Origin of the sequence: Blastomonas sp. CCH9-A1 (genome assembly GCF_001557175.1) — a bacterium.
In the GTDB taxonomy this organism is placed as follows: domain Bacteria; phylum Pseudomonadota; class Alphaproteobacteria; order Sphingomonadales; family Sphingomonadaceae; genus Blastomonas; species Blastomonas delafieldii_A.
Genome location: NZ_LSHM01000030.1, coordinates 1 through 24,996 on the forward strand (window position 1 = coordinate 1; position 24,996 = coordinate 24,996).

Sequence of the window (24,996 nt, forward strand, 5' to 3'; positions counted from 1 at the left end):
TGAACGGCGACATCACGGTCAGCAGCTCGTTCATCCCGCGCACCGACAATAACGAGGCCGCGACCATCGGCGCGCGCGCGAAGCTGAGCGGCGGCGGCATCAGCCACGAATTCAATTTCGGCGGGTCGATGAACTGGCTGGTCAACCGCAACGCTTTCCGGTTCTTCGACATATCTGCGCAGCGCAACAATCTCTACGCTCCGGTGGAAGTCACGCCCTCGACCCGGGTGACCTTTGTCGGTGGCAATCTGGACGATCCCTTCCCGATCTCGCGCACGCGGCTGGCCAGCGCCTTCTTCTCGGATACGATCGGTTTCTGGGACGACCGTATCCTCGTTACTGCGGGCCTTCGCCTGCAGGTGATCAACGCCAAATCCTATTCCAATGCCACAGGCGCATTGGTCAGCGAATATGACGAGGACAAAGTAACGCCCGTCTTCGGGCTGGTGATCAAGCCGACCGAAAACCTGTCGCTTTATGCCAACCGCATCGAGGGGCTGGTTCAGGGCGCTGCGGCACCGCTGACCGGTGCGAACCCCTCGGGCGGCGCGGCTCTGCCGGTCAGCAATGCGGGCGAAATCCTCCCGCCGTTCGTCTCCGAACAATATGAAGTCGGCGGAAAGCTCAGGCTTGGCGCGATCGATCTGTCGCTGGCGCTGTTCCAGATCGACCGCGAAAGCGCGATCCTGCGCCCCGACCCGGACAATGCCGGTACGCTCGAATTCGGCCCCTTTGGCATCCAGCGTCATCGCGGCATCGAATTCACCGTCGCGGGCGAGCTGACCAAGGGGCTGCGTCTGATCGGCGGCGGATCGGTGATCGACGCCAAGCTGCGCCGGACGCAGAACGGCGTCAGCGATGGCGCACAGGCGGTGGGCGTGCCCGAATATACGCTTAACGCCAATGTCGAATGGGATGTGCCCTTCATCCCCGCTCTGACCCTGACCGGCCGTGTGGTGCATACTGGCGAACAGGCGGCCAATATCGGCAATACCCTGTTCCTGCAGGATTGGACCCGTGTCGATCTAGGCGCGCGCTATGTCACGGTGCTTGCTGGCAAGCCGCTGACCTTCCGCTTCAATGTGGATAATATTGCCGATGCCGACTATTGGGCCTCGGCCTTCGACAGCTTCAGGCCCGACCTGCAACTGGGTGCACCGCGGACCTTCAAGGCGTCCCTGACCTACGATTTCTAGGTCGGGTAAGGACGCGCCGGTATCAGGCCGCGCGCTTCCTTCCGATCAGCAGTGCACAGGCGGCGAGGACGGAGCCGAGGCTCATCAGCAGCGCGACCACCGGCAGGCCATAGCCCAGCGCGAACAGCAGGCCCGCAAGCGAAGGAGCGAGCGCCGATCCGCCGCGCCCCACGCCGATGACGAACCCTGTCGCCGAAGCACGCAGCGCGACCGGGAAGCCGGTCGCCACCAGAGCATAGAGCCCGACGACCCCGGCATTGGTCATGAAACCGGCGGCGGCAGCGACCATTGACAGCCGCGCCAGATCGCCCTGGCCCATGCCGAAGATGACTACCAGCACGCACGATACCAGCATCGCGGCGATGGTCAGGCTGCGTACCGGCAGGCGCAGCGTCAGCAGGCCGAGCACCAGCGATCCGCTGGCCCCGCCGATGCTCGCCCAGACGAGCACGCCTGCCGCCTCTGCCGGGGGATAGCCGAGATCGGCAACGATCTTGGGGATCCATTTCATCACGAAATAGAAGGTCATGATATGACCGAGATAAGCCAGCGTCATCGCCGCGGTGACCTTGATCCATTCGGGCGCGAACAGCCGCGACAATGGGACCCTGCCCGTCTGCGCGCCGCCTGCTGGCAAGCTGTCGACGGTCCGGTGCCCCATCGTCTGCAATGTGCGGTTGATCCGCTCCAGCGCGCCCTGGGGCTGACGGCTGGCGAGATAGGCGATCGATTCGGGAACGCGCCACCAGGTGACGAGGATCATCAGCGCGGACCAGGCCGCGCCAAACAGAAAGACCGATTGCCAATCGAAATGCTGGAGCAACTGGGTTGCCGCCAGCCCGCCCAGCACCGTGCCGACGGGATAGCCGCCCGCCATGATGACCACCGCGAGCGGCCTGTAGCGCGCATTCGCGGCCTCGGCCGCCGCCGCGTTGATCGCCGCGAGCATGCCGCCGATGCCCAGCCCGGTGAGAACGCGCCAGGCCGAAAGCGCGATCACGCCGCCCGCACTGGCCGCGCCGAGCATGCCGACGGTCATCAGCGCCAGGCACAGCAAGATGGTGTTGCGCCGCCCGGCGGTATCGGCGAGCCGCCCCAGCGTCAGCGATCCCAGCGCCATGCCCACCAGCTCCATCGACAGCACCAGCCCCAGCACGCCGCGATCGATGCCCCAGGCGGCAGAAATGCCCGGCGAGGCAAAGCTGATCGACATGACGTCGAATCCGTCGAGCGCGTTGAGCGCCACCATCGTCGCGACGATCGACCACTGATAGCCCGACATCGGCCCGGTATCGATGATCGCCGCCGGATCGCCCGATGTCATGCCCTGCTGCGATGCAGCCATGTTCCTCTCCCTTGCGTCATCGCCTGCCCCCGGTTGTGAAGACCGGTGGACCGCTCAGTGCGTGTAGATCAATGCATCGAGCGCGACGAGACCTTGGCCATCCGGGTAGACGATCACCGGATTGAGATCGACCTCGGCGATGGCAGGCGTGCCGACCATCACGTCGATCATCCGCATCGCCAGCCGGGCGACCGCCGCGACGTCGAGCGCGGGCGAGCCGCGATAGCCGTGCAGCAGCGCGGCACTTTTCAGCCGGCCCAGTTCGGCGATGATCGCTGCCTCGGTCATGTCGGGCGTGATCAGCCGCGCATCGTGCTGCAATTCCGCGGTCACGCCGCCAAAGCCGACCAGCACCACCGGCCCCCATTGCGCATCGCGCTTCGCGCCGACGATCAGCTCAAGCCCGCGCTGGCCCATCGCCTCGACCAGCACGCCATCGAGCGCCAGGCTGGCATCGTAGGCTGCGACATTCGCATGGAGCCGGTCCCAGGCGGACAGCAGCGCAGCCTCGTCGGCCAGGTTGAGGATCACGCCACCCGCGTCGCTCTTGTGCCCCAGCGCCGCCGCCTGTGCCTTGATGACCACCGGATAGCCGATGCGCGCGGCGACCTGTGTCGCCTCTTCGGGCGTTGCGGCAAAGCCGCCCTGCGGGAACGAAATGCCGGCAGGGTCGAGCAGCGCCTTGGCCTGATATTCGGGGATGACCCCGCGCCAGGTCGGCAGGTCGAGCGCCAGCGGCTCCGGCGCGCGCTCGGTCAGGTCGCGCTGGCCCAGCGCGACCAATCGCGCGATCGCGCGAAAGGCGCGTTCGGTGCTGGGGAAGACCGGCACGCCGGCCGCACGCAGCCGGTCGAGAATGTCTGGCGGCAGCAATGTGCCTTCGTCGAGACTGGCATAGATCACCGGCTTGGCACGATCACCGCCTTCGACCGCGCTCAGCAGCGGGGGCAGCTTGATGCCGATGGTCGTCGCATCGGTCTGGATGATGCCGGTGACGATGCAGCCGAACCGATCATCGCCCTGCAACGCGGTGACCAGCCGCGCATAGATGGCCGGTTCGACCAGCCCCTGAGCGGTGATGTCGAGCGGATTGCTGACCGCGACGAAATCGGGCATCGCCGCACGCACCGTCGGCGCGTTCGCATCGGTCAGCACCGGCAGGTCGAGCCCCAGTTCTTCGCACAGGTCGAGCGTCAGCGCCTTGAACGCGCCCGACTCTCCTACGACCGCCAGGCCGCCGCTCGGCAGCGCGGGGCAGCGCGAGGCGATCTCGGCAATGTCGCCCAACTCTTCCAGCGTTTCCGCAAAGACCACGCCCGCGCGCTCGACCATCGCGCGCATCAGCACATAATCGCCCGCCATCGCGCCGGTATGCGTCGCCGCGCTCTCGCGTGCCGCGCTCGACTTGCCGGGATGCAGTAGCACGATCGGCTTGCCCGCCGTGCGCGCCGCCCGCGCCGCCGCCAGAAAGCGCTGCGGCTGGCGGAACTGCTCGACGATCATCGCGATGACCTGCGTCGCCGGATCGGCGATCAGATGCTCGACATAATCCTCGACGCCCGAGCCTGCCTCGTTGCCGGTCGAGACCGACAAGGTGACGTTCATGGCACGCGACAGGAAGGTCGTCGCCAGCACCGCCGCCATCGCGCCCGATTGCGACACGATGCCGATGCCGCCCCCCGGGCCAGGGGACGGCACCAGCGTCTCGACAAAGGTCAACGGAATGCGATCGGCATAGTTGACCAGCCCCAGGCAATTGGGCCCTTCGATGACCATGCCCGCCTCGTCCGCGATCCGCGCCAGCTCGCGCTGATCGGCCAGACCCTGCTCACCGCCTTCGGCAAAGCCCGCGGAAAAGATGATCGCCGCGCCGCACCGCCGCGCCGCCAGCGCACGCACCGCATCGAGCACGCCCGCACGCGGGATCGCGAGCACGGCGACATCGACATCCAGCGGCAGGTCGTCGATCGAGGCCAGGCACGCCCGGCCTGCGATCTCGCTGCGTTTGGGATTGATCAGGTAAACCGGCCCCGCAAAACCGTTGCGGTCGAGATTGGACACGACCGACGCGCCGAGCGCACCGGGCTTGTCCGACGCGCCCACCACCACCACCGATCGGGGCGAGAGCAGGCGGCGAAGATCACGCTGCGACGATGCGGCCACAGGCGGGGTTTCCAGATCGATCATGGTGTCGGCGCTCCCGGCTTCAGGCAGGCTGCTTGTTCACGTCATAAGCGCCAAGACCCGGCTTATAGGTCTTGTCGTCGATGAACTGCTTGATGCCTTCCTTGCGACCGTGATTGTCGAAGCTGTTCGCGGCCTCCTGCGCGCGGATCAGGAAATCCTCGGCATTGTCATAGGTCATCTCGCGCACGCGGCGGATGGCGTCCTTCGTCGCCTTGAGCGCTACCGGATTCTTCTCCAGCAGCACCTTCGCCACCTGCTCGACCCGCGCCTGAAGCTGGGCGAGCGGCAGCGATTCATTGACCAGACCCCATTCGGCGGCGGTCTTGCCGTCGATATTCTCGCCCATCATCGCGTGGTACATGGCCTTGCGGAAGGGCATCAGTTCCACCGCCACCTTGGAAGCGCCGCCGCCGGGCAGGATGCCCCAGTTGATCTCGGACAGGCCGAAGGTCGCCTCGTCCGCAGCAAAGGCCAGGTCGCAGCCGAACAGCGGGCCGTAACCACCGCCGAAGCACCAGCCGTTGACCATGGCGATGGTCGGCTTCTGATACCAGCGCAGGCGCCGCCACCAGCCATAGGCCTCGCGCTGCGCCTGGCGCGTCGCGCCGAGGCCCTGCGCCTCGGTCTCGCGGAAATATTCCTTGAGATCCATGCCTGCCGACCAGCTGGTGCCTTCCCCGGTGAGCACGACGACGCCGACATCTTCGCGGAATTCGAGTTCGTCGAGCACCCGGCCCATCTGCCGGTTGAGCTTGGGGCTCATGCAGTTGCGCTTTTCGGGGCGGTTGAACTTCACCCATGCGATGCGGTCTGTCACGGTATAGGCGACGGTGTCTTCTTCGGTACGTTCGGTCATCGGTTCATTACCTTTCTTCAGAATGCCGTTCTGCAATTCATGGGTGTCGCTCAGATCGGGTAGTGGCCGGGCTCGGTCTCGACCGTGATCCAGCGCAGTTCGGTAAAGGCATCGATCCCCGCCTTGCCGCCGAAACGGCCATAGCCCGAGGCCTTTACGCCGCCGAAAGGCATCTGCGCCTCGTCATGCACGGTCGGGCCGTTGACATGGCAGATGCCGGACTTGATCGCCCGCGCGACCTTGAGCCCGCGTGCAATGTCGCGGGTGAACACCGATGCGGACAGGCCGTATTCGGTATCGTTGGCGAGCGCGATCGCATCGGCCTCGTCGCGTGCGCGGATGACCGCGACCACCGGGCCGAAACTCTCTTCACGAAACAGGCGCATGTCAGGCGTGACCCGATCGACGACATGCGCGGGCATCAGCACGCCCTCGGATGCCCCGCCGCTGACCAGGACGCCGCCGGCGTTCAGCGCATCGTGCACCAGCGTGCCGACATGATCCACGGTCTTGCGATCGATCACCGCGCCGAGCGCCGCCTTGCCTTCGCGCGGATCGCCCACGCCGAGCGTCGCGACCTTTGCGGCGAATTTCTCGACAAAGGCGTCGGCAACCGCATCGACCACGATGATCCGCTCGGTCGACATGCAGATCTGCCCCTGGTTCATGAACGCGCCGAATGCCGCCGCCTTCACCGCCTCGTCGAGATCGGCATCCTCGAGCACGAGCAGCGGTGCCTTGCCGCCCAGTTCGAGCAGACAGGGCTTGAGATGCTCGGCCGCGCGCCTCGCGATGATGCGCCCGACTGCGGTCGATCCGGTGAAGTTGATGCGCCGCACCGCCGGATGGTCGATCATCGCACCGACCACCTCGCCCGCATCCTGCGGCGCATTGGTGACCAGATTGACGACTCCATCACCCAGCCCCGCCTCGACGAAGCAGCGCGCGATCAGCGCGTGCGTTTCCGGGCACTGCTCGGAAGCCTTGAGCACGACCGTATTGCCGCAGGCGAGCGGCATCGCGATTGCGCGCACACCCAAGATGATCGGCGCGTTCCACGGTGCGATGCCCAGCACCACGCCCGCCGGCTCGCGCACCGCCATCGCGATGCAACCCGGCTTGTCGGACGGGATCACCTCGCCGCCGATCTGCGTCGTCATCGCCGCCGCCTCGCGCACCATATTGACCGCGAGCATATGGTTGAACCCGGCCCAGGCGGCCGTCGCGCCGGTCTCGGCCTGCATAGCGGCGATGAAATCGGCCTGCCGCGCGACCATTGCATCGGCCGCACGGGTCAGCGCCGCGCGACGAGCACCCGGCCCGAGCGCCGCCCAGCCGGGCAGCGCTGCTGCCGCCGCATCGGCCGCCGCAGCCGCATCGGCCACTGTTGCCGCTGCTGCACGCGTGGCCACATCGCCCGTCAACGGGTTGATCCGGTCGAACCGGTCAGCGGCCTCGATTGCCTTTCCACCGATCAGCAAATCCGTCTTGAACATCGGAACCATCCTCTCGTTGATTGATATGCCGCATATCAATGTTGGCCAAGCGATGCAATCGGGGTAAAGCCGCTTATGGCCAGAAACGATCCGCCCGCCGCGCTGCATGATCCCCTCGATGCCCTGCTGGGCTACCAGCTGCGCCGCGCGTCGAGCGTGATGATGGCGGACCTGGCCGCAGCGCTGCGCGAGACGGGGCTGCGCCCGGTCGAAGCGTCGATCCTGCTGGTGATCGAATCGTCCCCCGGCTGCACGCAGAGCGATGTGGGACGTCTGCTCGCGATCAAGCGCGCCAACATGGTGCCGCTGATTGCAGGGCTTTTCAAACGCGACCTGATCTATCGCGCGCCGGTCGATGGCCGCTCGCAGGCGTTGTTTCTCTCCCCTGCTGGTGAGACCATGGCCCGGGACGCGCGCAAGGCGATCGACACCCACGAGCAGCGGTTCCAGGTGCTGTTCGAGGACAGCCAGGTTGCAGCTCTGCTCGACGGGCTGCGGCTGATCCGCAAGCACGGCTAGGCGCAGCAGGCTATGCGGCACGCCATCCACCCGTCGTCGCGATAGGGGCGAAAGCGCATGATGGAGAGCCTCAATCTGCGCCATCTGCGATCGGTGGCGGCGATCGCACGGCTCGGCAGCCTGTCTGCCGCCGCGAGCCAGGTGAACATCTCGCAGCCTGCGGTCACCCAGGGCCTGTCGAAACTGGAAGCGCAGCTCGGCATCGCGCTGTTCCACCGGCTGCCCGAGGGCATGCAGCCGACCGAAGCTGCGGAACTGCTGGCCCCGCGCATCGAGCGTGCGCTCGACCATATCGGCAGCCCGCTGGTGACGATGGCGCAGATGCGCGCGCTGCTGACCCTGGCCGAGGGTGGCAGCTATGCCCGCGCCAGCGCCATCACCGGCCTGTCGCAGCCCGCGCTGCACCGCGCGCTGGCCGATCTTGCCATCGTGCTCAAGCGATCGATGGTGGAACGGCGCGGCAAGGGCATCGCATTCACCGAAAGCGGTCGCCGGACGGTGCGCGCCTTCCGCCTCGCCCGCGCCGAGTTGCGTGCGGGTCTGGCCGAGGTCGAGACGCTGAAGGGACGCGAAATCGGCCGGATTGCGGTCGGTGCGATGCCGCTTTCTCGCGCGCGGATTCTGCCCGAAGCGGTGGCGGCCTTTCATGCCCGGCATCCCGAAGCACGCATCCTGGTGACCGAAGGCGCGTTCGCCGATCTGATCGAGCCGCTGCGCGACGGCGATCTGGATGTCATCGTCGGCGCCTTGCGCGATCCTCCCCCAGGAGACGATCTCGAGCAGCAACCTCTGTTTCTTGACCGACCGGCGATCATCGGACGCAGCGATCATCCGCTGGCCGGCGGCCATGCCAGCCTGGCGCAGTTTGCCGGATATCCTTGGATCGCCTCGCCCCAGGGCACCCCGCTGCATGCCCGCTGGCGCGCGATGTTCGAGAATGCAGGGCTGGAGCTGCCCAGAGTTCCGATCGAATGCGGATCGGTTATCGCCATCCGCCATATCCTGGCCAGCAGCGACTTTCTCGCCATGCTTTCCCCCGACCAGGTCGGGCTGGAGCTTTCCACCGGATTGCTCGCGATCATTGGTGAAGTCCCCGCCGAATTGAGCCGAACGATCGGCATTACCACCCGCAGCGGCTGGCGCCCGACCAGGGTGCAAGCCGCCTTTCTCGCGGAGCTGCGGCTGGTATCGCGCTGACGCGTCACCCAGCCGCACCGCATAAGAAAAATCTAAATCTGGCCGTAGCTTGGTTTGTCCGGAAGTCCGTCCGGCATCAGAATTCGAAGCTCGCCTGGAGGAACCATTGCCGCGGACGGGCAAAGATCCGCTCGGCATAGCCCAGCGTCGCCAGCGATGCGTTGCCCTGGATCAGGTAACGCTCGTCGAACAGGTTGGTAAGGCCGCCCTGCAGCTTCCACCCATCCTCGTGCGACAGCGTGAGCGACGCATTGCCGACAAAATAGCCGTCCTGCTCGATCTCCGGCACGCTGCCGGTGATGAACACCAGCGACGAAGTGTATGACCCGTCGAAGCGCGGCGTCAGCTTCATCGCATCGGTCAGCTGGAAATCATAAGCGATCCCGAAACTGCCCTGGAACGAGGGCGTCAGCGGCAGGTCGTCGCCGGGAAGCACGGTCGCGGTCGCACCCGGGATGGCGGTGATCGACAGGATGTCGTCATCGAGCAGGCTCACCGACGCATCGAACACGAAGCCGCCGGCGCGATACGAGGCTTCGGCCTCGAACCCGCGAATGCGCGCCTTGCCGGCGTTGAACAGCAGCGGCACGGGCCCGGCGCGAAAGATCAGCTGGATATCCTGGTAATCCGCCTGGAAGGCCGCGAGGTTCAGGCGAAGCGCACCGAAATCCATCTTCGCGCCGAGCTCGTAGCTGTCGACCGTTTCCTCATCGAACGGGATCGGCACATTGCCCGCCGGTGCGGCGTTGTACCGGGTGTTGAAGCCGCCCGATTTGAAGCTGCGCGCATAGGAGATATAGGTGCTCAGCCAGTCGGAAACCTGGTAGCGCACGCTCGCCGACCCGGTCAGCGCCGAGAAGGTCTCGCGGTTCGGGTTCGGGAAGATGAACAGCGGACCGCCCTGCGGGATGGCCAGGGTCGGCAGCGGATTGGGATCGGGACGGGTCGAGGGGAACAGGTTGAGCACCGTGCCCTGATAGGTCTTGCGGTCCTCGGTATAGCGCAGCCCGCCGGTGAGCTCGAGGCCGCTTGCAACCTCCCAGCTCAACTCGCCGAACACCGCGAAGGACTTGGTCTCGAGATCGGACAGCTGAAGGTCGCGGCTTCCCGGTCCGCCGGCGAGGATCGACGCGATCACCGGCGGTGAAGGCGGGAACGAAATCGGCACCGAGGCGCGCTCGTTGGTGTCCTCGTCGAAATAATAGGCGCCGAGAATGCCGTTGACCGGGCCGGCATCGAGCTGGAGCTGGACCTCCTGGCTGAACTGCTTCGACTGCGCCCCGACATCGGTGGTCAGGATCACGAACGGCGTGTTGTCGGCGTCGCGAATGCCGCGCGAGTCGGTGTCACGATAGGCCGTGATGCTCTTGACCGTCAGCGCCTCGGACAGCTCCAGGCTCGCGGTGGCAGAAAGACCCCAGACCTTGGACGTGCTTTGCACCGGCGCGGTGCCGCCATTGGTGAAGGGACCACGGTTGTAGAAATCATTCGCGCAGCGCGGGTCGTTGATCAGCGGCACATTGGGCGCGCCGAAGCGCGGGTTTCCGGGCGTCAGCGGCGCAAACGGGATCGTCGCGCCGGGACAACCGGCACCGACACTGGCAATGGCCGGAACGGGGGCCTGCTCGTTGATCCCGGCGAACACGAAGGGCGCACCATTCTCGTTGCGCTCGGTATAGTCGCCGCGCAGCAGCAGGGTGAAGCTCGGCGATGCCTCCCATTTGAGCGACGCGTTGAGCGTGTAGACATTGTCATTGCCCAGCCGCAGCCCATCGAATTCACGCCGGACATAGCCGTCGCGGCTGCGGAAACCGCCGGAAACGCGCGCAGCAAGGTTGCTGGCGATCGGCAGGTTGAGCGCGGTCGAGCCTTCAATGAGATTGTCTTCGCCGGTACGAAGGCGGCTGCGCCCCGAAAAACCGTCGAAATCGGGCTCGCGCGTGTTGACCAGGATCGCGCCGCCGATGGTGTTGCGGCCGAACAATGTGCCCTGCGGACCGCGCAACACCTGCACGCTTGCGATATCGCCGAGCTCGATCGTGCCGCCGACCGAGCGGCCGACATAGACATCGTCGATATAGACGCCGACGCCCGGATCGACCGCAGCCGTCGGATCGAGCTGGCCAATGCCGCGGATGAACACCACGGCTGCCGCGCTGTTGCCCGAAAGCTGACCGGCCGGCTTGAACTGCAGGCTAGGCGTGAACCGCTCCAGATCCTGGGTCTGGGTGATCTGGCGATCCTCCAGCGCCTCGCCGCTGAACACGGTGACCGCCACCGGCGTTTCCTGCAGCGATTCCTCGCGGCGGCGGGCGCTGACGATGATTTCCTGCGGTTGCGAACTGTCCGCCCCTGTCTGGCTATCCGGGCTGGTGGCTTGGGCCCATGCCGCTTGCGGCGGAGCGGAAAGCGCGAGCAGCCCCAATGCAGTGCTGGTCGCGGCGCGGATGCGGATCTTGCGAATCAGGCTCATGGCATTCTCCCCATGGTGCATTTCTCGTCCGGAAATGCTATGTGAGAGAACATTGCAGATAGACCCTGGCGGCTCTAATCAGATTTGCTGCTTGCTCATAAGAAAAATCTAAGTCTGTTTGACGGCATCCAATGCTTAGCGGCTTGGGTTCTCGCAGGAGCGGCTGCCACCCTCGCGGTGCCAGACGAAGCCTTGCACGAATGCGCAGGGCGACAACGGGCCGCCCCGACTTGGCGTCTCTCAGGCTGGACTCAGCCCTGCTCGAGCTTGCGCGCCGCCTTGTCGAGGTCATAGGCCCCAAGCCCCGGCTTGTAGCTCTTCTCGTCGATGAACTGGCGGATGCCTTCCTTGCGCCCGTCGGTCTTGTCGTGGAAATTGGCCGCTTCCTGCATGCGGACCAGATAGTCCTCGGCCTCGTCATAGGTCATCACGCCGACCCGGCGCACCGCATCCTTGGCGAACTTCAGCGCGACCGGGTTCTTCTTGAGCAGCAGCTGTGCCACCTCGGTGGTGCGCGCCTCGAGCCGGTCGAGCGGCACGCTTTCGTTGACCAGCCGCATCGCGCTCGCCTGCTTGCCGTCGATCAGCTCGCCGGTCAGCGTCAGCCACATCGCGTCGCGCATCGGCAGCAGATCGACCACCACCTTGGTCACCCCGCCGCCCGGTAAGATGCCCCAGTTGATCTCCGACAGGCCGAATTGCGCCTCGTCCGCGCAGATCGCCAGATCGCAGGCAAACAGCGGGCCGAAACCGCCGCCGAAGCACCAGCCGTTGACCATCGCGATGGTCGGCTTCTGGAACCAACGCAGCCGGCGGAACCAGCCATAGCTCTCGCGCTGCGACTTTCGCACGCCGCGCAGCCCTTGAGCCTCGGTCTCGCGGAAATATTCCTTGAGGTCCATGCCCGCAGACCAGCTGTTGCCCTCCCCGCCCAGCACCAGCACGCCGACATCGTCGCGATATTCGAGATCGTCGAGCACCTCCAGCATCTGCCGGTTGAGCGCGGGGTTCATCGCGTTGCGCTTTTCGGGCCGGGCAAATTTCACCCAGGCGATGCGATCCTCGACACGGACCGAAACGACCTGATCTTCGGACATGCTATCTCCCCTCTCAGTTTCTGGCGCTCGACATCGGAGTAAATTGTATGCCATGCGTACAATCTGCGCAATCGAAAACGCGATCTGGCATGTCGCAAAAGGTCAGGCTTCCGCAGTGCGTATGCGCGCCCGGGGGCGTGGACTTGGCCTCGCGATCCGTTCGAGCATCGCGCCCAGCAGCGCGGCCTCTTCGCCGGTCAGCGTCTCGACCAGCGCTCTGTCCGCCGCGTTGATCGCGGCCAGCATCGCAGCCATCCGCTCTTCCCCGCTGGCGGTCAGATGCAGGGCATTGGTGCGCGCATCGCGCCCGGCGCGGCGCTCGATCAGGCCGCGCTGCTCGAGAATGTTCACCTGCCGCATCGCGCTCGACCGGTTGATGCCCAGCGCGTGGCCGAGCGCGGTCTGATCGCAACCGGGATTGTCACGGATCAGCAGCAGAGCCGTCATCTTGGCCGGAGACAGGCCGAAGGGCTCAAGCGCCCGGCGCGCATCCTGTTCGGCGATCAGGCTCGCCCGCTGCAGTTGGTACCCGACCAATTGCCGCAGATCCTGGCCCTGCTTCAAAGGCATCGGCAAATCTCCCCGGGCCCTGTGCCCCGAGGCATATTAGCCAGGTTTGTCGAGCATGAAATAGAGCGCAGCGACCAGCGGAACGGTGGCGACCAACCCCCAGAACAGCCAGCGCCGTGCCAGCGTGCGATAGGCTTCGGGCACCTCGCCGCCATTCTGAAAGGCGCGCGCCATCCGCGCCTGCCTGATCTGGATCGGGATCAGCAGCCCCAGCCAGATCACGCCAGCAGCAACAAAGCTGATCTGGCTCCACAGCAGCCAGGCGGGCCCCGGGAAATCATAGCGCGCCTCGTACATCGCGCCATAGCCGCCGACGATCGTCAGGACGATGCCTGGCACCGTCAGCCCGAAATCGGTGCCGGTGACCATGCGCTGGCCGAAGCCGATGATTCCGGCGCTACGGGTGCGGTCGGCAAACACCTTCCACACGGCGGTCACCGTGATGTTGCCCAGCAGCAGGATGACCCCCAGCACGTGCGCGAACTTGTAAATCGAAAAAGCCGTCATCGCCCCGCCCTGGATCGCTGGCGCACCAGCCTTGCGCGCGATGCTAACCGGTTGCGTGCCCGATGTCTGCGATAATCTGTCTAATTTTTCTGACACTTTCAGTCGCGACAGGGTCATAGGCTTGCAAGAGCATGTTGCCCTTACCGCATCAATCTGGTCTATGATATCGGCCAAGGGGGATTGCCGAATGCCCGATCGCGAACCGCTGATTGACCGCAAATTTGCGAGCAGGGTCGACTGGAACCTGTTGCGCACCTTTGTCGATATCGTGCGCGCAGGCGGGATCGGAGCGGCAGCGCGCAAGCTCAACCGCCAGCAGCCCAGCATCAGCGCGGCATTGAAGCGGTTGGAGGATCATGTCGGCACCGTGCTGCTGATCCGCACCGCGACCGGGGTGGAGATGACGCCCGCGGGCAAGGCGATGATGGCGCTGTGCGAGGACATGCTCGAATCCGCGCGGATGATGCCGCACCAGATCGCGCAGGCGACCAAGCGGGTCGAGGGTTTTGTCCGCATTCAGATCGTCTCGGGCCTGATCTCGCCCGAATTCGACGAGGCAATCGCCAGCTTCCACCGCCGCAACCCCGATATCCATATCGAGATCCGCGTCTCGCCCTGGCGGCAGGTGCTCGACGCGCTCGAACAGGGCGAGGTCGAGATCGGGGTCAGCTATGACAGCGCGGTGCGCGGGGGCCTGATGTACGAGCCGCTGCTGGTCGAGCGGCAGCAACTCTATTGCGCGCGCTCCAGCCCGCATTACGGCCATCGCTACAGCCGCCTCACCGATCTGAGGGCTGAACATTTCGTGCTGACCGGCGATGACGAGATCGAGCTCATCACCAATCTGCGCCGCCGCAATGGCCTCGGCACCAAGGTCAGCGGCCTGGCCGAGGATATCAACGAGGCGCAGCGGCTGGTGCGGCTGGGCGTCGGCATCGGCTTCCTGCCCGTTCCCGCAGCAGAGGAGGATGTTGCCAAGGGTCGGCTCTGGCCAATGCTCTATGCCGATATCGAGCCCGCCTATGACATCTATCTGCTCGCGCGCACCGATCCTGCGCGCGATACCGCGACGCAGCTTTTCTGGGACGAGGTCTTCCGCAGGGTCCGCGCCATGCGCGAGGCATAGATGCAGCCTATGACTTTCATCGCATTTTTGCCCCTGCCTTCATGATGCGGTGCAGCGCAGACTTCCGGACGGTTGCGGAGTTGCGTAATGACGATTTCCCTGAAGGACAGACTGTTCAACCTTGTCCCGCCTGCCATGGTGGCGCTGGTCGTGCTGTTCTGGGCCTATGCGCCCAAGGCGGTGACGAGTATTCCGTGGATGCTGATCGTCACCTCGTCGCTGATCACGCTCACCGTGCTGCTGCTCGAATTCGTGCACGAGCGGCATGCGGGCTGGCGGATGAACTGGCAGGAATTCCGCACCGACCTGTTCTATGTCGTGCTCAGCTCGACCGTCATCGCCTGGCTGAGCAAGACGCTGGCCGAAGACCCGCTGCTCGCGCTCAAGGACTGGCTGGGCATCAGCACCACCTGGATGGCCGAGGTGCCGTGGCTGGTGCAGGTGATCATGGTCGTCTTGATCCTCGAATTTGGCCAGTACTGGATGCACCGGCTGATGCACAATGTGACGCCCTTCTGGCTGACGCATGCGCCGCATCATCACATCACCCAGCTCAATGCCGCCAAGGGCTATGTCGGCAACCCGATCGAGCTGTTCCTGATCAGCCTCAGCGTCCTCGCCTTTTTCGACTTCGACCTGACCGCATTGTTCGCCGGGCTCAACGTGCTCAATGTCGTTTCCACCTTCGCGCATGCCAATGTGAAGGCCGATCCGCCGATCTGGTATTCGTTCGTCTTCACGACCATCCGTCACCACAGCCTGCACCATTCGACCGATTATGAGGCGACGCGCTGCAATTACGGCAATTCGCTGATCCTGCTCGACCGCATATTCGGCACCTACAAGGAGGGCGAAGGCGTGCTGGTCGGTCAGGACGATCGCAAACGACTGTCGATCTGGGAGCAGACGATCTTCCCTTTCGTGCCGCTGATCGACCGCTGGAAGGCACGGCGCAGCGATAATGGCGGGAGCAGCGCCCCGGCATGATCGACCTGCGCGCCCGGCGGATCGACGCGGCGCGCGACGCGCTGGGCCAGGGCGACCTGCAGGCGACGCACAAGCTCGCGGCCTCGCTCATCCACGACGATCCGCGCGATGCCGAGGGGCATTTCCTGCTCGGCGTCACGCTCGCCGACGCGGGACAGATTGCGCAGGGCATCGCGAGCCTCGAGCGCGCGGTCGCGCTCGACCCGCAGGGCGAATATCGCGCGCAGCTCGCCAAGCTCTATGCGATGGTGCGGCGCGAGGGCGATGCGGCATTCGTGCTCGAGCAAGCCGAAAGCGCCTTGCCCAGCGACGCGTTGAGCCGCGACACCATGGGCTGCGTCTATGCGCGCCTGGGCAATCATTCCGCCGCGCTCGGCCATTTCCGCGAGGCGGTGCGGCTGCAGCCATATGCCAGCGAATATCGCTACAATCTTGCTGTGACGCTCAACTTTCTCGGCCGGGTCGACGAGGCCGAAGCGGCGCTCGAAGCGCTGATCGGGATGGCGGGCGATCATGCCCGCGCGCACCATCTGCTCGCCAGCCTGCGCAAGCAGAGTGCCGAGAAGAACCATGTCGCCCGGCTCGGCCAGACCTATGCGCGGGCACGCGAGGGCCGCGACCGGCTGCTGCTCGGCTATGCGCTGGCCAAGGAGCTCGAGGATATCGGCGAGCCCGAACGCGCGCTCGACATATTGTGCGAGGCCAATGGCGAGCATCGCCGCGCGCTCGACTATGATTTCGCGCGCGATGCGGCCAATTTCGATGCGATCGAAGCGAGCTGGGCCGATCTGAAGGCCGCGCCCCCCGCTCGGGCCGAAGCGGACCCGCCGATCTTCATCATCGGCATGCCGCGCACCGGCACGACTTTGGTCGACCGCATCCTGTCTTCGCACCCTGAGGTCGAGAGCGCGGGCGAGTTGCAGGCGATGCCGCTGGCGGTGAAGCGCGCTGCGGGCACGCGCAGCCGCAACGTGCTCGATCCCGAGACGATCGCGTTCGCGGCCCGCGCGAACATGGCCGCGATCGGCCGCGACTATCTCGAGCGCGCGCAGCATCACCGCCGCGATGCGGACAGGCGCTTCATCGACAAGTTTCCCGGCAATTTCCAATATGTCGGCTTCATCGCCCGCGCGCTGCCGAATGCACGGATCATCTGCCTGCGCCGCCATCCGATGGACACGGTGCTGAGCAACTTCCGCAACCTGTTCGCGGTCAGCTCGCGCTATTATGATTACAGCTACGACCTGCTCGACATTGCCGCCTATTACGCACGGTTCGACCGGCTGATGCGCTTTTGGACCGAGCAGCTTCCAAGCCGCGTGCTGGAAGTGCAATATGAGGACCTGATCGCCGATCAGGAGGGGCAGACCCGTCGGCTGCTCGATCATGCCGGGCTCGACTGGTCGGACGATTGCCTATCCTTCCACACCAATGCCGCGCCGGTTTCCACGCCGAGCGCCGCGCAGGTTCGCCGCCCCATCTACTCCGACTCCGTCGCGCGCTGGAAGCGCCATGCCGATGTGCTGGCGCCGGTATCGCGCTTCTTCGAACAGCACGGCATTTCCGCCACATGACCGGGAGATCTCTGCCCATGTCCCGCCTGCTCGTATCTGCCACCCTGGCGTTGGCCGCGCTCGGCATCATCTCCCCGGCCCAGGCTCAGGCCGGACATGCACCAAAGCTGCGCGTGGTCGAATGCGGCGCGGAAAGCTGCCTCAGAATCACCGGCCATCGCGATGACAGCGCCGCGCCGGTCCTCATCAACGGGCATGAGATCGCGGTCACTGGCCGGCATCGCTGGACGGCGCGGGTCCCGGTCGCGAAGGTGCGGAACTGGTCCGCACCCTATGCCCGCAGCATCCAGCTTTCCGTGGCAAATGAAGAGCATAGCGCCCAGTTGCCGATAGGCCTGCTCGGCACGCGCGGCGATCTCGCCATGCTGGTCGTGTCGGTCAAGTAATAACGGGGTCCAACGAAAGTAATAAAAGTACAAAACCGGGTTATATATTGAAAGTTTTCTCCCGCGCGGCTATATCAGCCGCCAGCGGCCGCAGAGCTGCATTTGTCTGACGCAGGAGAAAAACCCATGAAGACCCGGCTCGTGGCGCTCGCCACCGTCGCGTTTGCCCTGACGGCCACTGGTGCCGCCGCGAACGAAACCGCCACCAATCCCTTCGCCAAGGACAAGGCGATCCTCAACCTCGCAGATCTCGACCTGTCGACCGCCGACGGCCAGCAACGCCTCGCCATCCGCGTCGATCAGGCTGCGCGCGCCGTGTGCGGCGATCGCCTGTCGAACGTGCATCTGGCCGCCGAAGCCAAGACGCAGGAATGCCGCGCGTCGGTTGCTGCCGATGTCCGCGCGCAGATCGAACAGCGTCTGGCCCGGGCCAGCACCGCATCGGGCGCAAAGCTCGCCTCGCTGCGCTGATCTTTCTGTCGTGATCCGCGACCGGAACCCCCGGTCGCGGGCATGTCAATTTGCTGGAACCAGGATCGGCTCGGGCCACCAGGTCAGCGTGTGCACGTCATGCGCCGAGGTCCACAGGCCGCCGCTGGCATAGCGCAGCGCACCGCTGCCTTCTGCCTTGCCCAGCCGCGCGACCACGGTCAGCGCCTTGGGATCGATCGCGACGAACGTCTGGTCCTCGGTGGTGCGCAGCCAGACCATCCCCGCGCCGGTATCGATATCGCCCCATTTCAGCTCCTTGCCGACCTTGACCCTGCCGGTCACCTCGCCGGTAGCAGGATCGAGGCGCGCGACGGTGCCGTCGCCCTGTTCCTGCACCCAGACGGCGCCCTCGCCCGCGGCCGAAAAGGCTGGTGAATCGCCCATAGCCGTGGTCTTGGTCACCGCATTGGTGGCAGGGTCGATCCGCTGCAAGGTCTTGCCCTCGCTGCTGATCGCCCAGAGGGCATCGAAGCCGAAGACCAGATAATGCGTGCCCGGGGTCACCGTGATCGTCGCGACCACCGTATTTGTCGCCGGATCGATGCGCGAGACCACGCCCTTGTTGTCGCTCGCCACCCAGATCGATCCTGCGCCCGCAACCACGTTCAGCTCGCCCTTGGGATTGGCTATGCCGGTCGCAATCGTCGCGACCTTCTCGGCCTTGGCGGTGTCGATGCGGACAACGACGTTTTCCTTGCAATCGGCCACCCACAGGCTGCCCGCATGGATCGCCATCGCGCCGCAGGGCCGTCCCATCGCCACCGCAGCCAGCTTGCCCGAACGCGACCAGCGCTCGACCCGCCCATCATTGGTGGCCCAGACGCTGTCACCGTCGACCGCCAGAAAATCGGCAAAGCCTGGCACGTCGATCACCTGTTCGGCCGAGGCGGGGGTGACGATCAGTACAGATAATCCGGTGGCCATCGCGGCGGCAGCCTTGCGGAACTTGGTCATCATCAGCCCTTCCCTTCTGAAAATCTGCTCAAGCCATTTGCGCGATAAAGGCGCGCCAGCCCCCGAGATGCGTGATGTCCTCGGCGCCATCGAGCGCGCGCGGTTCGGCGACGAAGCCCTTGACGCTCGAGCCATCGGCCAGCGTCACGGTTCCGATCGCGAGCGGCGGCGGCACCTCGACGGTGAAGCTGCCGAACTCGGCGACGCCCAGCTCGTACACCTCGACCGCAATCGAGGCCCCCTCGCCGGAATGCACCAGCGCCGGCTTGGGCGGGACGCTGTTGGCAATCGCGTAGAGCCGATATTCGGGCGCAGTCTCGAACGCGCCGACGAATTTCGCGTCGCGCGATGTGAGCTGCCAGTGCAGCGGCATGTCCTTCAGATGCGCGCCGACAACGGCGAGTTTCACGGTCTGCATTTTGCCCTCCAGATCGAGCGGGGGTGGAGATGGAAGCGAAGCCTTGGCGAGATAGGCGTCGGCGATGTCGAGCAGCGCGCGGTCGCTATGCGCCGGGCCGATCAGCGTGATGCCGAAACCGGTGCCGTTGCCGCGCGCTCCTGCGGGCACGGCAAGCGCGGCCATGTCGAGCAGGTTGGCGAAATTGGTGTAGAAGCCGAGCGCGCTGTTGAGCGCGATCGGCGCGGCGAGCATTTCCTTGACGCGATAGGTCGTCCCGGCGGTCGGGAAGGCCATCACGTCGATGCTCTCCCAGAGCTGATCGGAATGGCGCTTGAGCTCGGCGAGGCGATAGATGCCATTGAACAGATCAACCGCCCTGGTCTCCAGTCCCGCCGAGACGATCTCGCGCACGGTCGGGTCGATAGCATCCGGGTTGCTGACGAGCAGGTCACCCAAAGCGGCCGTCCGTTCCGCCACCCACGGCCCGCCATAGAGCAGCTGCGCGGCCTCCTGCAGCGGCGCGTAATCGATCTCGACGATCGTACCCAGGCCCGCGAGCACTTCGAGAGCCTGGTCATAGAGATATTCCGCCTCGACATCGCCGAAGAACATCCGCTGGTCGCGGCGCGGCACGCCGATGGTGCGGTGGCCGCGCGGCATATCGGCAAGCGGCCGCGACCAGGCATCGGCCGCGTCAAAGCCCGCGACGATCCCGTCGATCAGCCGCGCGTCGTTCGTGTCATCGGTGAACACGGTGATGCAGTCGATCGAGCGGCATGCCGGGACCAGCCCCCTGTTGCTCCAGCGGCCCTTGCTCGGCTTGAACCCGATCAGATGCTGGAACGCTGCGGGCACGCGGCCCGAGCCTGCGGTATCGGTGCCCAGCGCAAAGGCGACCAGCCCCGCCGCGACCGCGCTCGCCGATCCCGAGCTCGATCCGCCACTGACATAGGCGAGATTGTGCGCGTTGCGCGGCGCGCCATAGGGGCTGCGCGTGCCGTTGAGGCCGGTAGCGAACTGGTCGAGATTGGTCTTGCCGACGCACAAGGCACCAGCCGCGAGCAGTTTCTCGACCACGCTGGCCGAGGCTTGCGGCGCATAGGCGAAGGCCGGGCATGCCGCCGTGGTCTGAAAGCCCGCGACATCGATATTGTCCTTCACCGCGAACGGCACCCCCGCCAGCGGCAGATGCTCGCCCGCCGCCACCCGCGCATCGATCGCCCGCGCAGCCTCGAGCAGGGCCTCGGACGACGCGCGGCTGATCCAGATCTGCGGCTGCACCGCATCGTAGGCCGAGATTCGCTCGAGCGCCGCTTCCGCCTCGGCGACCGCGCTGCTCTGGCCGCTCCTGACCGCTTGGGCGATGCCGGCCGCGCTGAGGCGAAACGGCGCGCTCATCCGTGCCTCGTCAGCGCCAGGATCGGCTCGCCGGGCTGCACCGATTGCCGTTCCTTGGCATAGAGCGCCGCGACCGTGCCCGCGCCGGGACTGTCGACGCGACATTCCATCTTCATCGCTTCGATGATCGCGATGGCATCGCCCGCCGCGACCTCGTCGCCGACATTGACCAGCATCTTCCACACGCTGCCGCCAAAGGGCGTCTCTATCAGGTCCGCGCCCTCGGGCACCTCGACCGCCGCGCTCTGGCTGACCGGAGCATCTGCCGGATCGGCCCGGTCGAACTCGCCCAAGCGCTGCCATTCGGCGCGCTCGGCATCGAACGCGGCTTGGCGATTGGATTCATAAGCGGCGATGGATTCGGCATTGTCGGCGAGGAATGCGCGATAATCGGCGAGGCGGAATTCGGAGGGCTCGATGCGGATCGACCGCCTGCCACTCGGGAAATCGCGCCGCCATTCGGCCAGTTCCTCGGCACTGACCGGATAGAAGCGGATCTGGTCGAAAAAGCGCAGCAGCCAGGGCTTGCCCTCGGTAAACGCCTCGGTCTGGCGATAGGTGTTCCACACCTGGATCGTCCGCCCGAACAGCTGATAGCCGCCCGGCCCCTCCATACCGTAGATGCACATATACGCGCCGCCGATGCCGACGACATTGGGCGGGGTCCAGGTGCGCGCCGGGTTGTACTTGGTGGTCACCAGCCGGTGGCGCGGATCGACCGGGGTGGCGACCGGCGCGCCGAGATAGACATCGCCCAGGCCGAGCACGAGATAATTGGTCTCGAAGATCAGATTCTCGACCGCCGCCGCATCGGGCAGGCCGTTGATGCGGCGAATGAATTCGATATTGTCCGGGCACCAGGGCGCATCGTCACGCACGGTGCCCATATATTTCTCGATCGTCTCGATCGTCGCCGGATCGCGCCAGCTCAAGGGCAGATGCACGATGCGCGAGGGGATGGTGAAATCTTCCAGATCGCCGAGCCGCTCCTCCGCCGCCATCAGCGCGGCGAGCGCGGCGGCCTGGTTCATCGTGCTGCCATCGAAATGGAATTGCAGCGAGCGGATGCCCGGCACGATATCGATCACACCGGGCAGCGCCATGCGCTCAAGCTCGGTCATCAGCGCCTGTACGCGGATGCGCAGCTCGATATCGAGCACGATCGGGCCATATTCGACCAGGATGTTGCGGTCGCCCTGCTGGCGATAGACGGTGCGCGGGCGCTGCGGCCCTTCGGCGATGATGCCCAGGATCGGCGACAAGGTCTCGATCGGGCGCGCAGGGCTCTGCATATGCCCCTCACCGGTCGCGACCAGCCGCCGCTGCAGGCTGTCTGCCGCGAACGCGTCGTGGGCGTTGACCGGCACGAAGCGCAGCCGGTCGCCGGGAGCGAGCTGACCGATCTTCCAGCGGTCCGCCGCGATCACCACGAACGGGCAGACGAAGCCGCCGAGCGAAGGACCGTCCGGTCCCAGGATGATCGGCATGTCGCCGGTGAAATCGACCGCGCCAATGGCATAGGGATTGTCGTGGATGTTCGACGGGTGTAGACCCGCCTCGCCGCCGTCCTTGCGCGCCCATTGCGGCTTGGGGCCGACCAGGCGGACGCCGGTGCGGTTCGAGTTGTAATGCACCTGCCAGTCGGCGGTGATCAGCGTGTCGATATCGGCAGGCGTGAAGAAATCAGGCGCGCCGTGCGGGCCATAAAGCACGCGCAGCGTCCATTCGCTGCCGATCTCGGGCAGCGCGACGTGCGACAATGGCGCATCGGTCGCGGCACCGGCGAGATGCAGCGTATCGCCCGCGAGCAGCCGCCGCGCGGCATGGCCGCCGAACTGACCGAGCTCGAAGGTGCTGGTACTGCCGAGATAGGGCGCGATGTCGAGCCCGCCTGCGAACAGGATATAGCCGCGCAGGCCGCCGCCGGTCGCGCGGCCGAGGCTCAGCGTCTGGCCCGCCGCGACATCCACCGGCGCACCGCGTGCCACCGGTGCGCCATCAATCGTCGCGCCAAAATCCGCGCCCATCAGGCAAATGCGCGCATCGGCGTTGAACAGGAGCGTCGGGCCGGTCAGCGTCAGTTCGAGCCCGGACGTACCTTCGGGATTGCCGAGCAGCCGGTTGCCGAGCCGGAACGACTGATCGTCCATCGGCCCCGAAGGCGGAACGCCAATTGCCCAGAGCTTCTGACGCCCCGGCCAGTCCTGCACCGTGGTCGCCGTGCCGCCGCTCACCACCTGAATGCTCTGCGGATGATAGACCACGCTTTCGAGCGCGCGGGTCGAAACCTCGCCGGTAACGAAGGCCGGCGCGCGCACCACCTCGCGCAGCCAGCGCAGATTGCTCTCGATACCGTCGACGCGTGACTGGTCGAGCGCGGCCTGCATCGCGGCAACCGCGAGCTCGCGCGTCTCGGCATGCACGATCAGCTTGGCGAGCATCGGGTCGTACCAGCTGCTTACCGTGCTGCCCGCCATGACCCAGGTCTCGGTGCGAATGTCCTCGGGAAAGCGCACCGAGGTCAGCGTGCCCGAGGTCGGGCGATAGTCCTGCGCGGGGTCCTCGGCATAGAGGCGCACCTGCACCGAATGGCCGCTGGGCGCGGTCGGCGCGCTGCCCAGAAACGCGAAATCGCCCTGCCCGCCGCGCACCATCCATTCGACCAGATCGATACCGAACACCTCTTCGGTCACGCCATGCTCGACCTGAAGCCGGGTGTTCATCTCGAGGAAAAAGAACTCCTTGCGCTCGGCATCGTAGAGGAATTCGACCGTTCCGGCGGAGCGATAGCGCGCCGCCTCGCCCAGACGGATCGCGGCGGCATAAAGCTCGGCGCGAATCGTATCGGGAAGCAGCGGCGCAGGGGCTTCTTCGACCACCTTCTGGTTGCGGCGTTGCAGGGAGCAGTCGCGCTCACCCAAGGCCACGACCCGTCCCTCGCCATCGCCGAAAATCTGCACCTCGATATGCCGGGCGCGGCGGATGAAGCGTTCGAGGAACACCCCGGAATCGCCGAAATTGCCCTGGCCGAGCCGCGCCACGGTAGCAAAGCCCTCGCGCACGTCTTCGGCATTCTCGCACACGCGCATGCCGATACCGCCGCCGCCCGCCGTCGCCTTGAGCATGACGGGAAAGCCGATGCGCTCGGCCGCCTCGACCGCCTCGGCCTCGTCGGTGAGCAGATCGGTGCCCGGCGCCAGCGGTACGTCATGCGCCGCTGCCAGCGCGCGCGCGCTGTGCTTCAGCCCGAAGGTGCGGATATTGTCGGGATCGGGGCCGATGAACACGATCCCCGCCGCCGCGCAGGCCTCCGCAAACTCCGCATTTTCGGCAAGAAAGCCATAGCCCGGATGGATCGCCCCTGCGCCGGTTGCCCGCGCCGCATCGAGGATTGCCGAGACATTGAGATAGCTCTCGCTCGCGCGCGCAGGGCCGATGCACACCGCCTCGTCGGCCAGCGCGACATGCAGCGAATCCTCGTCGGCCTCCGAATAGACCGCGACCGAACGCAGCCCCATCTTGCGCAGCGTGCGGATGATGCGCGTGGCGATCGCGCCGCGATTGGCGATGAGAACGGTATCGTAGCTCATGCGGTGACGATCATGCGAACAGGCGTGGGGTTGAAGCCGTTGCAGGGATTGTTGATCTGCGGGCAGTTGGAGACGACCACGGTCACGTCCATCTCGGCGCGCAGATCGACCGTCAGGCCCGGCGCGGAAATGCCGTCGACAATGCCCAGCGAGCCATCGGCCTCGACCGGTACGTTCATGAAGAAGTTGATGTTTGAGACGATGTCGCGCTTGCCGCGCCCCTCGATCAGGTTGGCCTCGAGGAAATTCTCGACACAGGCATGTTCGGACTTGGTGTGATGACCATAGCGCAAGGTATTGGATTCGCAGGAGCACGCGCCGCCGATCGTGTCGTGATAATCGACCGCCGTGCCGACGATCGTCATCATCGCGCGCCCCTCATTGGAGCGCAGCACAGTGCCTTCGCGCAGGAACAGATTGCCTTGTGCAGCGACCGTATCCTGCGCGCTATATCGTTCTGCATCGTCGGCGGTGGCATAGAGCAGGAAGTCGACCGCTTGGTTGCCTTCCAGATCGACGATGCGCAGCGTCTGCCCGGCGGCGATATGGTGCAGCCAGGGCGCGCGCGCAGGCACGATCTCGTCGTGGACGATGGGGCCGGAAAGGCCAGCGATATGGGGATCGGCGCTCATTCGGGTGAAACTCC

The 24,996-nt window shown here is 65.7% G+C and carries 20 protein-coding genes; 8 read left to right on the top strand and 12 right to left on the bottom strand.

The features are described from left to right. Positions 1-1,196: TonB-dependent receptor (locus AX725_RS08000; protein WP_156458494.1), on the top strand; the 1,196-nt coding region annotated here is incomplete at its 5' end. 22 nt (positions 1,197-1,218) lie between these two features. Here the strand turns inward: AX725_RS08000 and AX725_RS08005 are convergent. The 4 genes from AX725_RS08005 to AX725_RS08020 are packed head-to-tail and all read right to left on the bottom strand — an operon-like array spanning position 1,219 to position 7,080. Further along, entirely contained in the window at positions 1,219-2,541 is a 1,323-nt protein-coding gene (locus AX725_RS08005; protein ID WP_208598100.1) for an MFS transporter, read from the bottom strand. A gap of 54 nt (positions 2,542-2,595) precedes the next feature. Then, positions 2,596-4,728 carry an acetate--CoA ligase family protein gene (locus tag AX725_RS08010; protein WP_196490663.1) on the bottom strand — a complete coding sequence of 711 codons (2,133 nt, stop codon included), beginning with the start codon at positions 4,726-4,728 and terminating at the stop codon, positions 2,596-2,598. A 19-nt stretch (positions 4,729-4,747) separates the two neighbouring features. Beyond that, positions 4,748-5,584, bottom strand: a complete 837-nt coding sequence (locus AX725_RS08015) for a p-hydroxycinnamoyl CoA hydratase/lyase (protein ID WP_060980040.1) — start codon at positions 5,582-5,584, stop codon at positions 4,748-4,750. A 50-nt stretch (positions 5,585-5,634) separates the two neighbouring features. Beyond that, positions 5,635-7,080 carry an aldehyde dehydrogenase gene (locus AX725_RS08020; RefSeq protein WP_060980077.1) on the bottom strand — a complete coding sequence of 482 codons (1,446 nt, stop codon included), beginning with the start codon at positions 7,078-7,080 and terminating at the stop codon, positions 5,635-5,637. A gap of 75 nt (positions 7,081-7,155) precedes the next feature. On the opposite strand from AX725_RS08020, the gene AX725_RS08025 reads away from it, so the two are divergent. Both AX725_RS08025 and AX725_RS08030 read left to right on the top strand, forming a co-directional pair. Next, positions 7,156-7,599, top strand: a complete 444-nt coding sequence (locus tag AX725_RS08025) for a MarR family winged helix-turn-helix transcriptional regulator (protein ID WP_060980041.1) — start codon at positions 7,156-7,158, stop codon at positions 7,597-7,599. A 57-nt stretch (positions 7,600-7,656) separates the two neighbouring features. Beyond that, positions 7,657-8,796, top strand: coding sequence for a LysR family transcriptional regulator (locus tag AX725_RS08030; RefSeq protein ID WP_208598101.1), 1,140 nt, complete (start codon positions 7,657-7,659; stop codon positions 8,794-8,796). Between the two features lie 76 nt (positions 8,797-8,872). Here AX725_RS08030 and AX725_RS08035 read toward each other — a convergent pair whose 3' ends face one another. From AX725_RS08035 to AX725_RS08050, 4 genes are all read right to left on the bottom strand, one after another. Next, on the bottom strand, positions 8,873-11,269 hold the full coding sequence (locus AX725_RS08035) for a TonB-dependent receptor (RefSeq protein ID WP_060980042.1): 2,397 nt from the start codon (positions 11,267-11,269) through the stop codon (positions 8,873-8,875). A gap of 251 nt (positions 11,270-11,520) precedes the next feature. Beyond that, positions 11,521-12,366 carry a p-hydroxycinnamoyl CoA hydratase/lyase gene (locus AX725_RS08040; protein WP_060980043.1) on the bottom strand — a complete coding sequence of 282 codons (846 nt, stop codon included), beginning with the start codon at positions 12,364-12,366 and terminating at the stop codon, positions 11,521-11,523. Between the two features lie 102 nt (positions 12,367-12,468). Continuing rightward, complete coding sequence (locus AX725_RS08045) at positions 12,469-12,936, bottom strand: MarR family winged helix-turn-helix transcriptional regulator (protein WP_208598102.1); 468 nt, start codon at positions 12,934-12,936, stop codon at positions 12,469-12,471. Between the two features lie 36 nt (positions 12,937-12,972). Continuing rightward, a complete protein-coding gene (locus tag AX725_RS08050) occupies positions 12,973-13,443 on the bottom strand; it encodes a DUF2269 family protein (protein WP_060980044.1) in 471 nt (156 codons plus the stop codon). Positions 13,444-13,630: 187 nt separating this feature from the next. On the opposite strand from AX725_RS08050, the gene AX725_RS08055 reads away from it, so the two are divergent. From AX725_RS08055 to AX725_RS08075, 5 genes are all read left to right on the top strand, one after another. Then, complete coding sequence (locus AX725_RS08055) at positions 13,631-14,569, top strand: LysR family transcriptional regulator (protein WP_060980045.1); 939 nt, start codon at positions 13,631-13,633, stop codon at positions 14,567-14,569. A gap of 87 nt (positions 14,570-14,656) precedes the next feature. Beyond that, on the top strand, positions 14,657-15,556 hold the full coding sequence (locus AX725_RS08060; RefSeq protein ID WP_060980046.1) for a sterol desaturase family protein: 900 nt from the start codon (positions 14,657-14,659) through the stop codon (positions 15,554-15,556). Continuing rightward, positions 15,553-17,130 carry a tetratricopeptide repeat-containing sulfotransferase family protein gene (locus AX725_RS08065; protein WP_060980047.1) on the top strand — a complete coding sequence of 526 codons (1,578 nt, stop codon included), beginning with the start codon at positions 15,553-15,555 and terminating at the stop codon, positions 17,128-17,130. The genes AX725_RS08060 and AX725_RS08065 overlap by 4 nt, the downstream gene beginning before the upstream one ends. Positions 17,131-17,147: 17 nt before the next feature. Then, positions 17,148-17,516 (top strand): hypothetical protein, encoded by a 369-nt coding sequence (locus tag AX725_RS08070; RefSeq protein WP_066044183.1) that lies wholly within the window; start codon positions 17,148-17,150, stop codon positions 17,514-17,516. 126 nt (positions 17,517-17,642) lie between these two features. Continuing rightward, on the top strand, positions 17,643-17,987 hold the full coding sequence (locus AX725_RS08075) for a UrcA family protein (protein WP_060980049.1): 345 nt from the start codon (positions 17,643-17,645) through the stop codon (positions 17,985-17,987). 45 nt (positions 17,988-18,032) lie between these two features. Here the strand turns inward: AX725_RS08075 and AX725_RS08080 are convergent, their stop codons facing one another. Genes AX725_RS08080 through AX725_RS08095 form a run of 4 tightly spaced genes read right to left on the bottom strand, consistent with a single transcriptional unit; the run spans position 18,033 to position 24,982 of the window. Continuing rightward, complete coding sequence (locus tag AX725_RS08080) at positions 18,033-18,962, bottom strand: Vgb family protein (protein ID WP_060980080.1); 930 nt, start codon at positions 18,960-18,962, stop codon at positions 18,033-18,035. A 28-nt stretch (positions 18,963-18,990) separates the two neighbouring features. Further along, complete coding sequence (gene atzF / locus AX725_RS08085; protein WP_066114207.1) at positions 18,991-20,760, bottom strand: allophanate hydrolase; 1,770 nt, start codon at positions 20,758-20,760, stop codon at positions 18,991-18,993. Beyond that, positions 20,757-24,350 (bottom strand): urea carboxylase, encoded by a 3,594-nt coding sequence (gene uca, locus AX725_RS08090; protein WP_060980051.1) that lies wholly within the window; start codon positions 24,348-24,350, stop codon positions 20,757-20,759. Before uca ends, atzF begins: the two co-directional genes overlap by 4 nt. After that, positions 24,347-24,982: an urea amidolyase associated protein UAAP2 gene (locus AX725_RS08095; protein ID WP_060980052.1), complete on the bottom strand. Its 636-nt coding sequence runs from the start codon at positions 24,980-24,982 to the stop codon at positions 24,347-24,349. Before AX725_RS08095 ends, uca begins: the two co-directional genes overlap by 4 nt. Positions 24,983-24,996 lie beyond the last annotated feature (14 nt).

Excerpts from the sequence above, each read along its gene's own strand:
- AX725_RS08045 (WP_208598102.1), bottom strand. The coding sequence starts at position 12,936 with ATGCCTTTGAAGCAGGGCCAGGATCTGCGGCAATTGGTCGGGTACCAA.
- AX725_RS08070 (WP_066044183.1), top strand. The coding sequence starts at position 17,148 with ATGTCCCGCCTGCTCGTATCTGCCACCCTGGCGTTGGCCGCGCTCGGC.
- uca (WP_060980051.1), bottom strand. The coding sequence starts at position 24,350 with ATGAGCTACGATACCGTTCTCATCGCCAATCGCGGCGCGATCGCCACG.
- AX725_RS08095 (WP_060980052.1), bottom strand. The coding sequence starts at position 24,982 with ATGAGCGCCGATCCCCATATCGCTGGCCTTTCCGGCCCCATCGTCCAC.
- AX725_RS08020 (WP_060980077.1), bottom strand. The coding sequence starts at position 7,080 with ATGTTCAAGACGGATTTGCTGATCGGTGGAAAGGCAATCGAGGCCGCT.
- AX725_RS08005 (WP_208598100.1), bottom strand. The coding sequence starts at position 2,541 with ATGGCTGCATCGCAGCAGGGCATGACATCGGGCGATCCGGCGGCGATC.
- AX725_RS08010 (WP_196490663.1), bottom strand. The coding sequence starts at position 4,728 with ATGATCGATCTGGAAACCCCGCCTGTGGCCGCATCGTCGCAGCGTGAT.
- AX725_RS08030 (WP_208598101.1), top strand. The coding sequence starts at position 7,657 with ATGATGGAGAGCCTCAATCTGCGCCATCTGCGATCGGTGGCGGCGATC.
- AX725_RS08015 (WP_060980040.1), bottom strand. The coding sequence starts at position 5,584 with ATGACCGAACGTACCGAAGAAGACACCGTCGCCTATACCGTGACAGAC.
- AX725_RS08060 (WP_060980046.1), top strand. The coding sequence starts at position 14,657 with ATGACGATTTCCCTGAAGGACAGACTGTTCAACCTTGTCCCGCCTGCC.
- AX725_RS08065 (WP_060980047.1), top strand. The coding sequence starts at position 15,553 with ATGATCGACCTGCGCGCCCGGCGGATCGACGCGGCGCGCGACGCGCTG.
- AX725_RS08080 (WP_060980080.1), bottom strand. The coding sequence starts at position 18,962 with ATGACCAAGTTCCGCAAGGCTGCCGCCGCGATGGCCACCGGATTATCT.
- AX725_RS08035 (WP_060980042.1), bottom strand. The coding sequence starts at position 11,269 with ATGAGCCTGATTCGCAAGATCCGCATCCGCGCCGCGACCAGCACTGCA.
- AX725_RS08040 (WP_060980043.1), bottom strand. The coding sequence starts at position 12,366 with ATGTCCGAAGATCAGGTCGTTTCGGTCCGTGTCGAGGATCGCATCGCC.
- AX725_RS08050 (WP_060980044.1), bottom strand. The coding sequence starts at position 13,443 with ATGACGGCTTTTTCGATTTACAAGTTCGCGCACGTGCTGGGGGTCATC.
- AX725_RS08075 (WP_060980049.1), top strand. The coding sequence starts at position 17,643 with ATGAAGACCCGGCTCGTGGCGCTCGCCACCGTCGCGTTTGCCCTGACG.
- atzF (WP_066114207.1), bottom strand. The coding sequence starts at position 20,760 with ATGAGCGCGCCGTTTCGCCTCAGCGCGGCCGGCATCGCCCAAGCGGTC.
- AX725_RS08055 (WP_060980045.1), top strand. The coding sequence starts at position 13,631 with ATGCCCGATCGCGAACCGCTGATTGACCGCAAATTTGCGAGCAGGGTC.
- AX725_RS08025 (WP_060980041.1), top strand. The coding sequence starts at position 7,156 with ATGGCCAGAAACGATCCGCCCGCCGCGCTGCATGATCCCCTCGATGCC.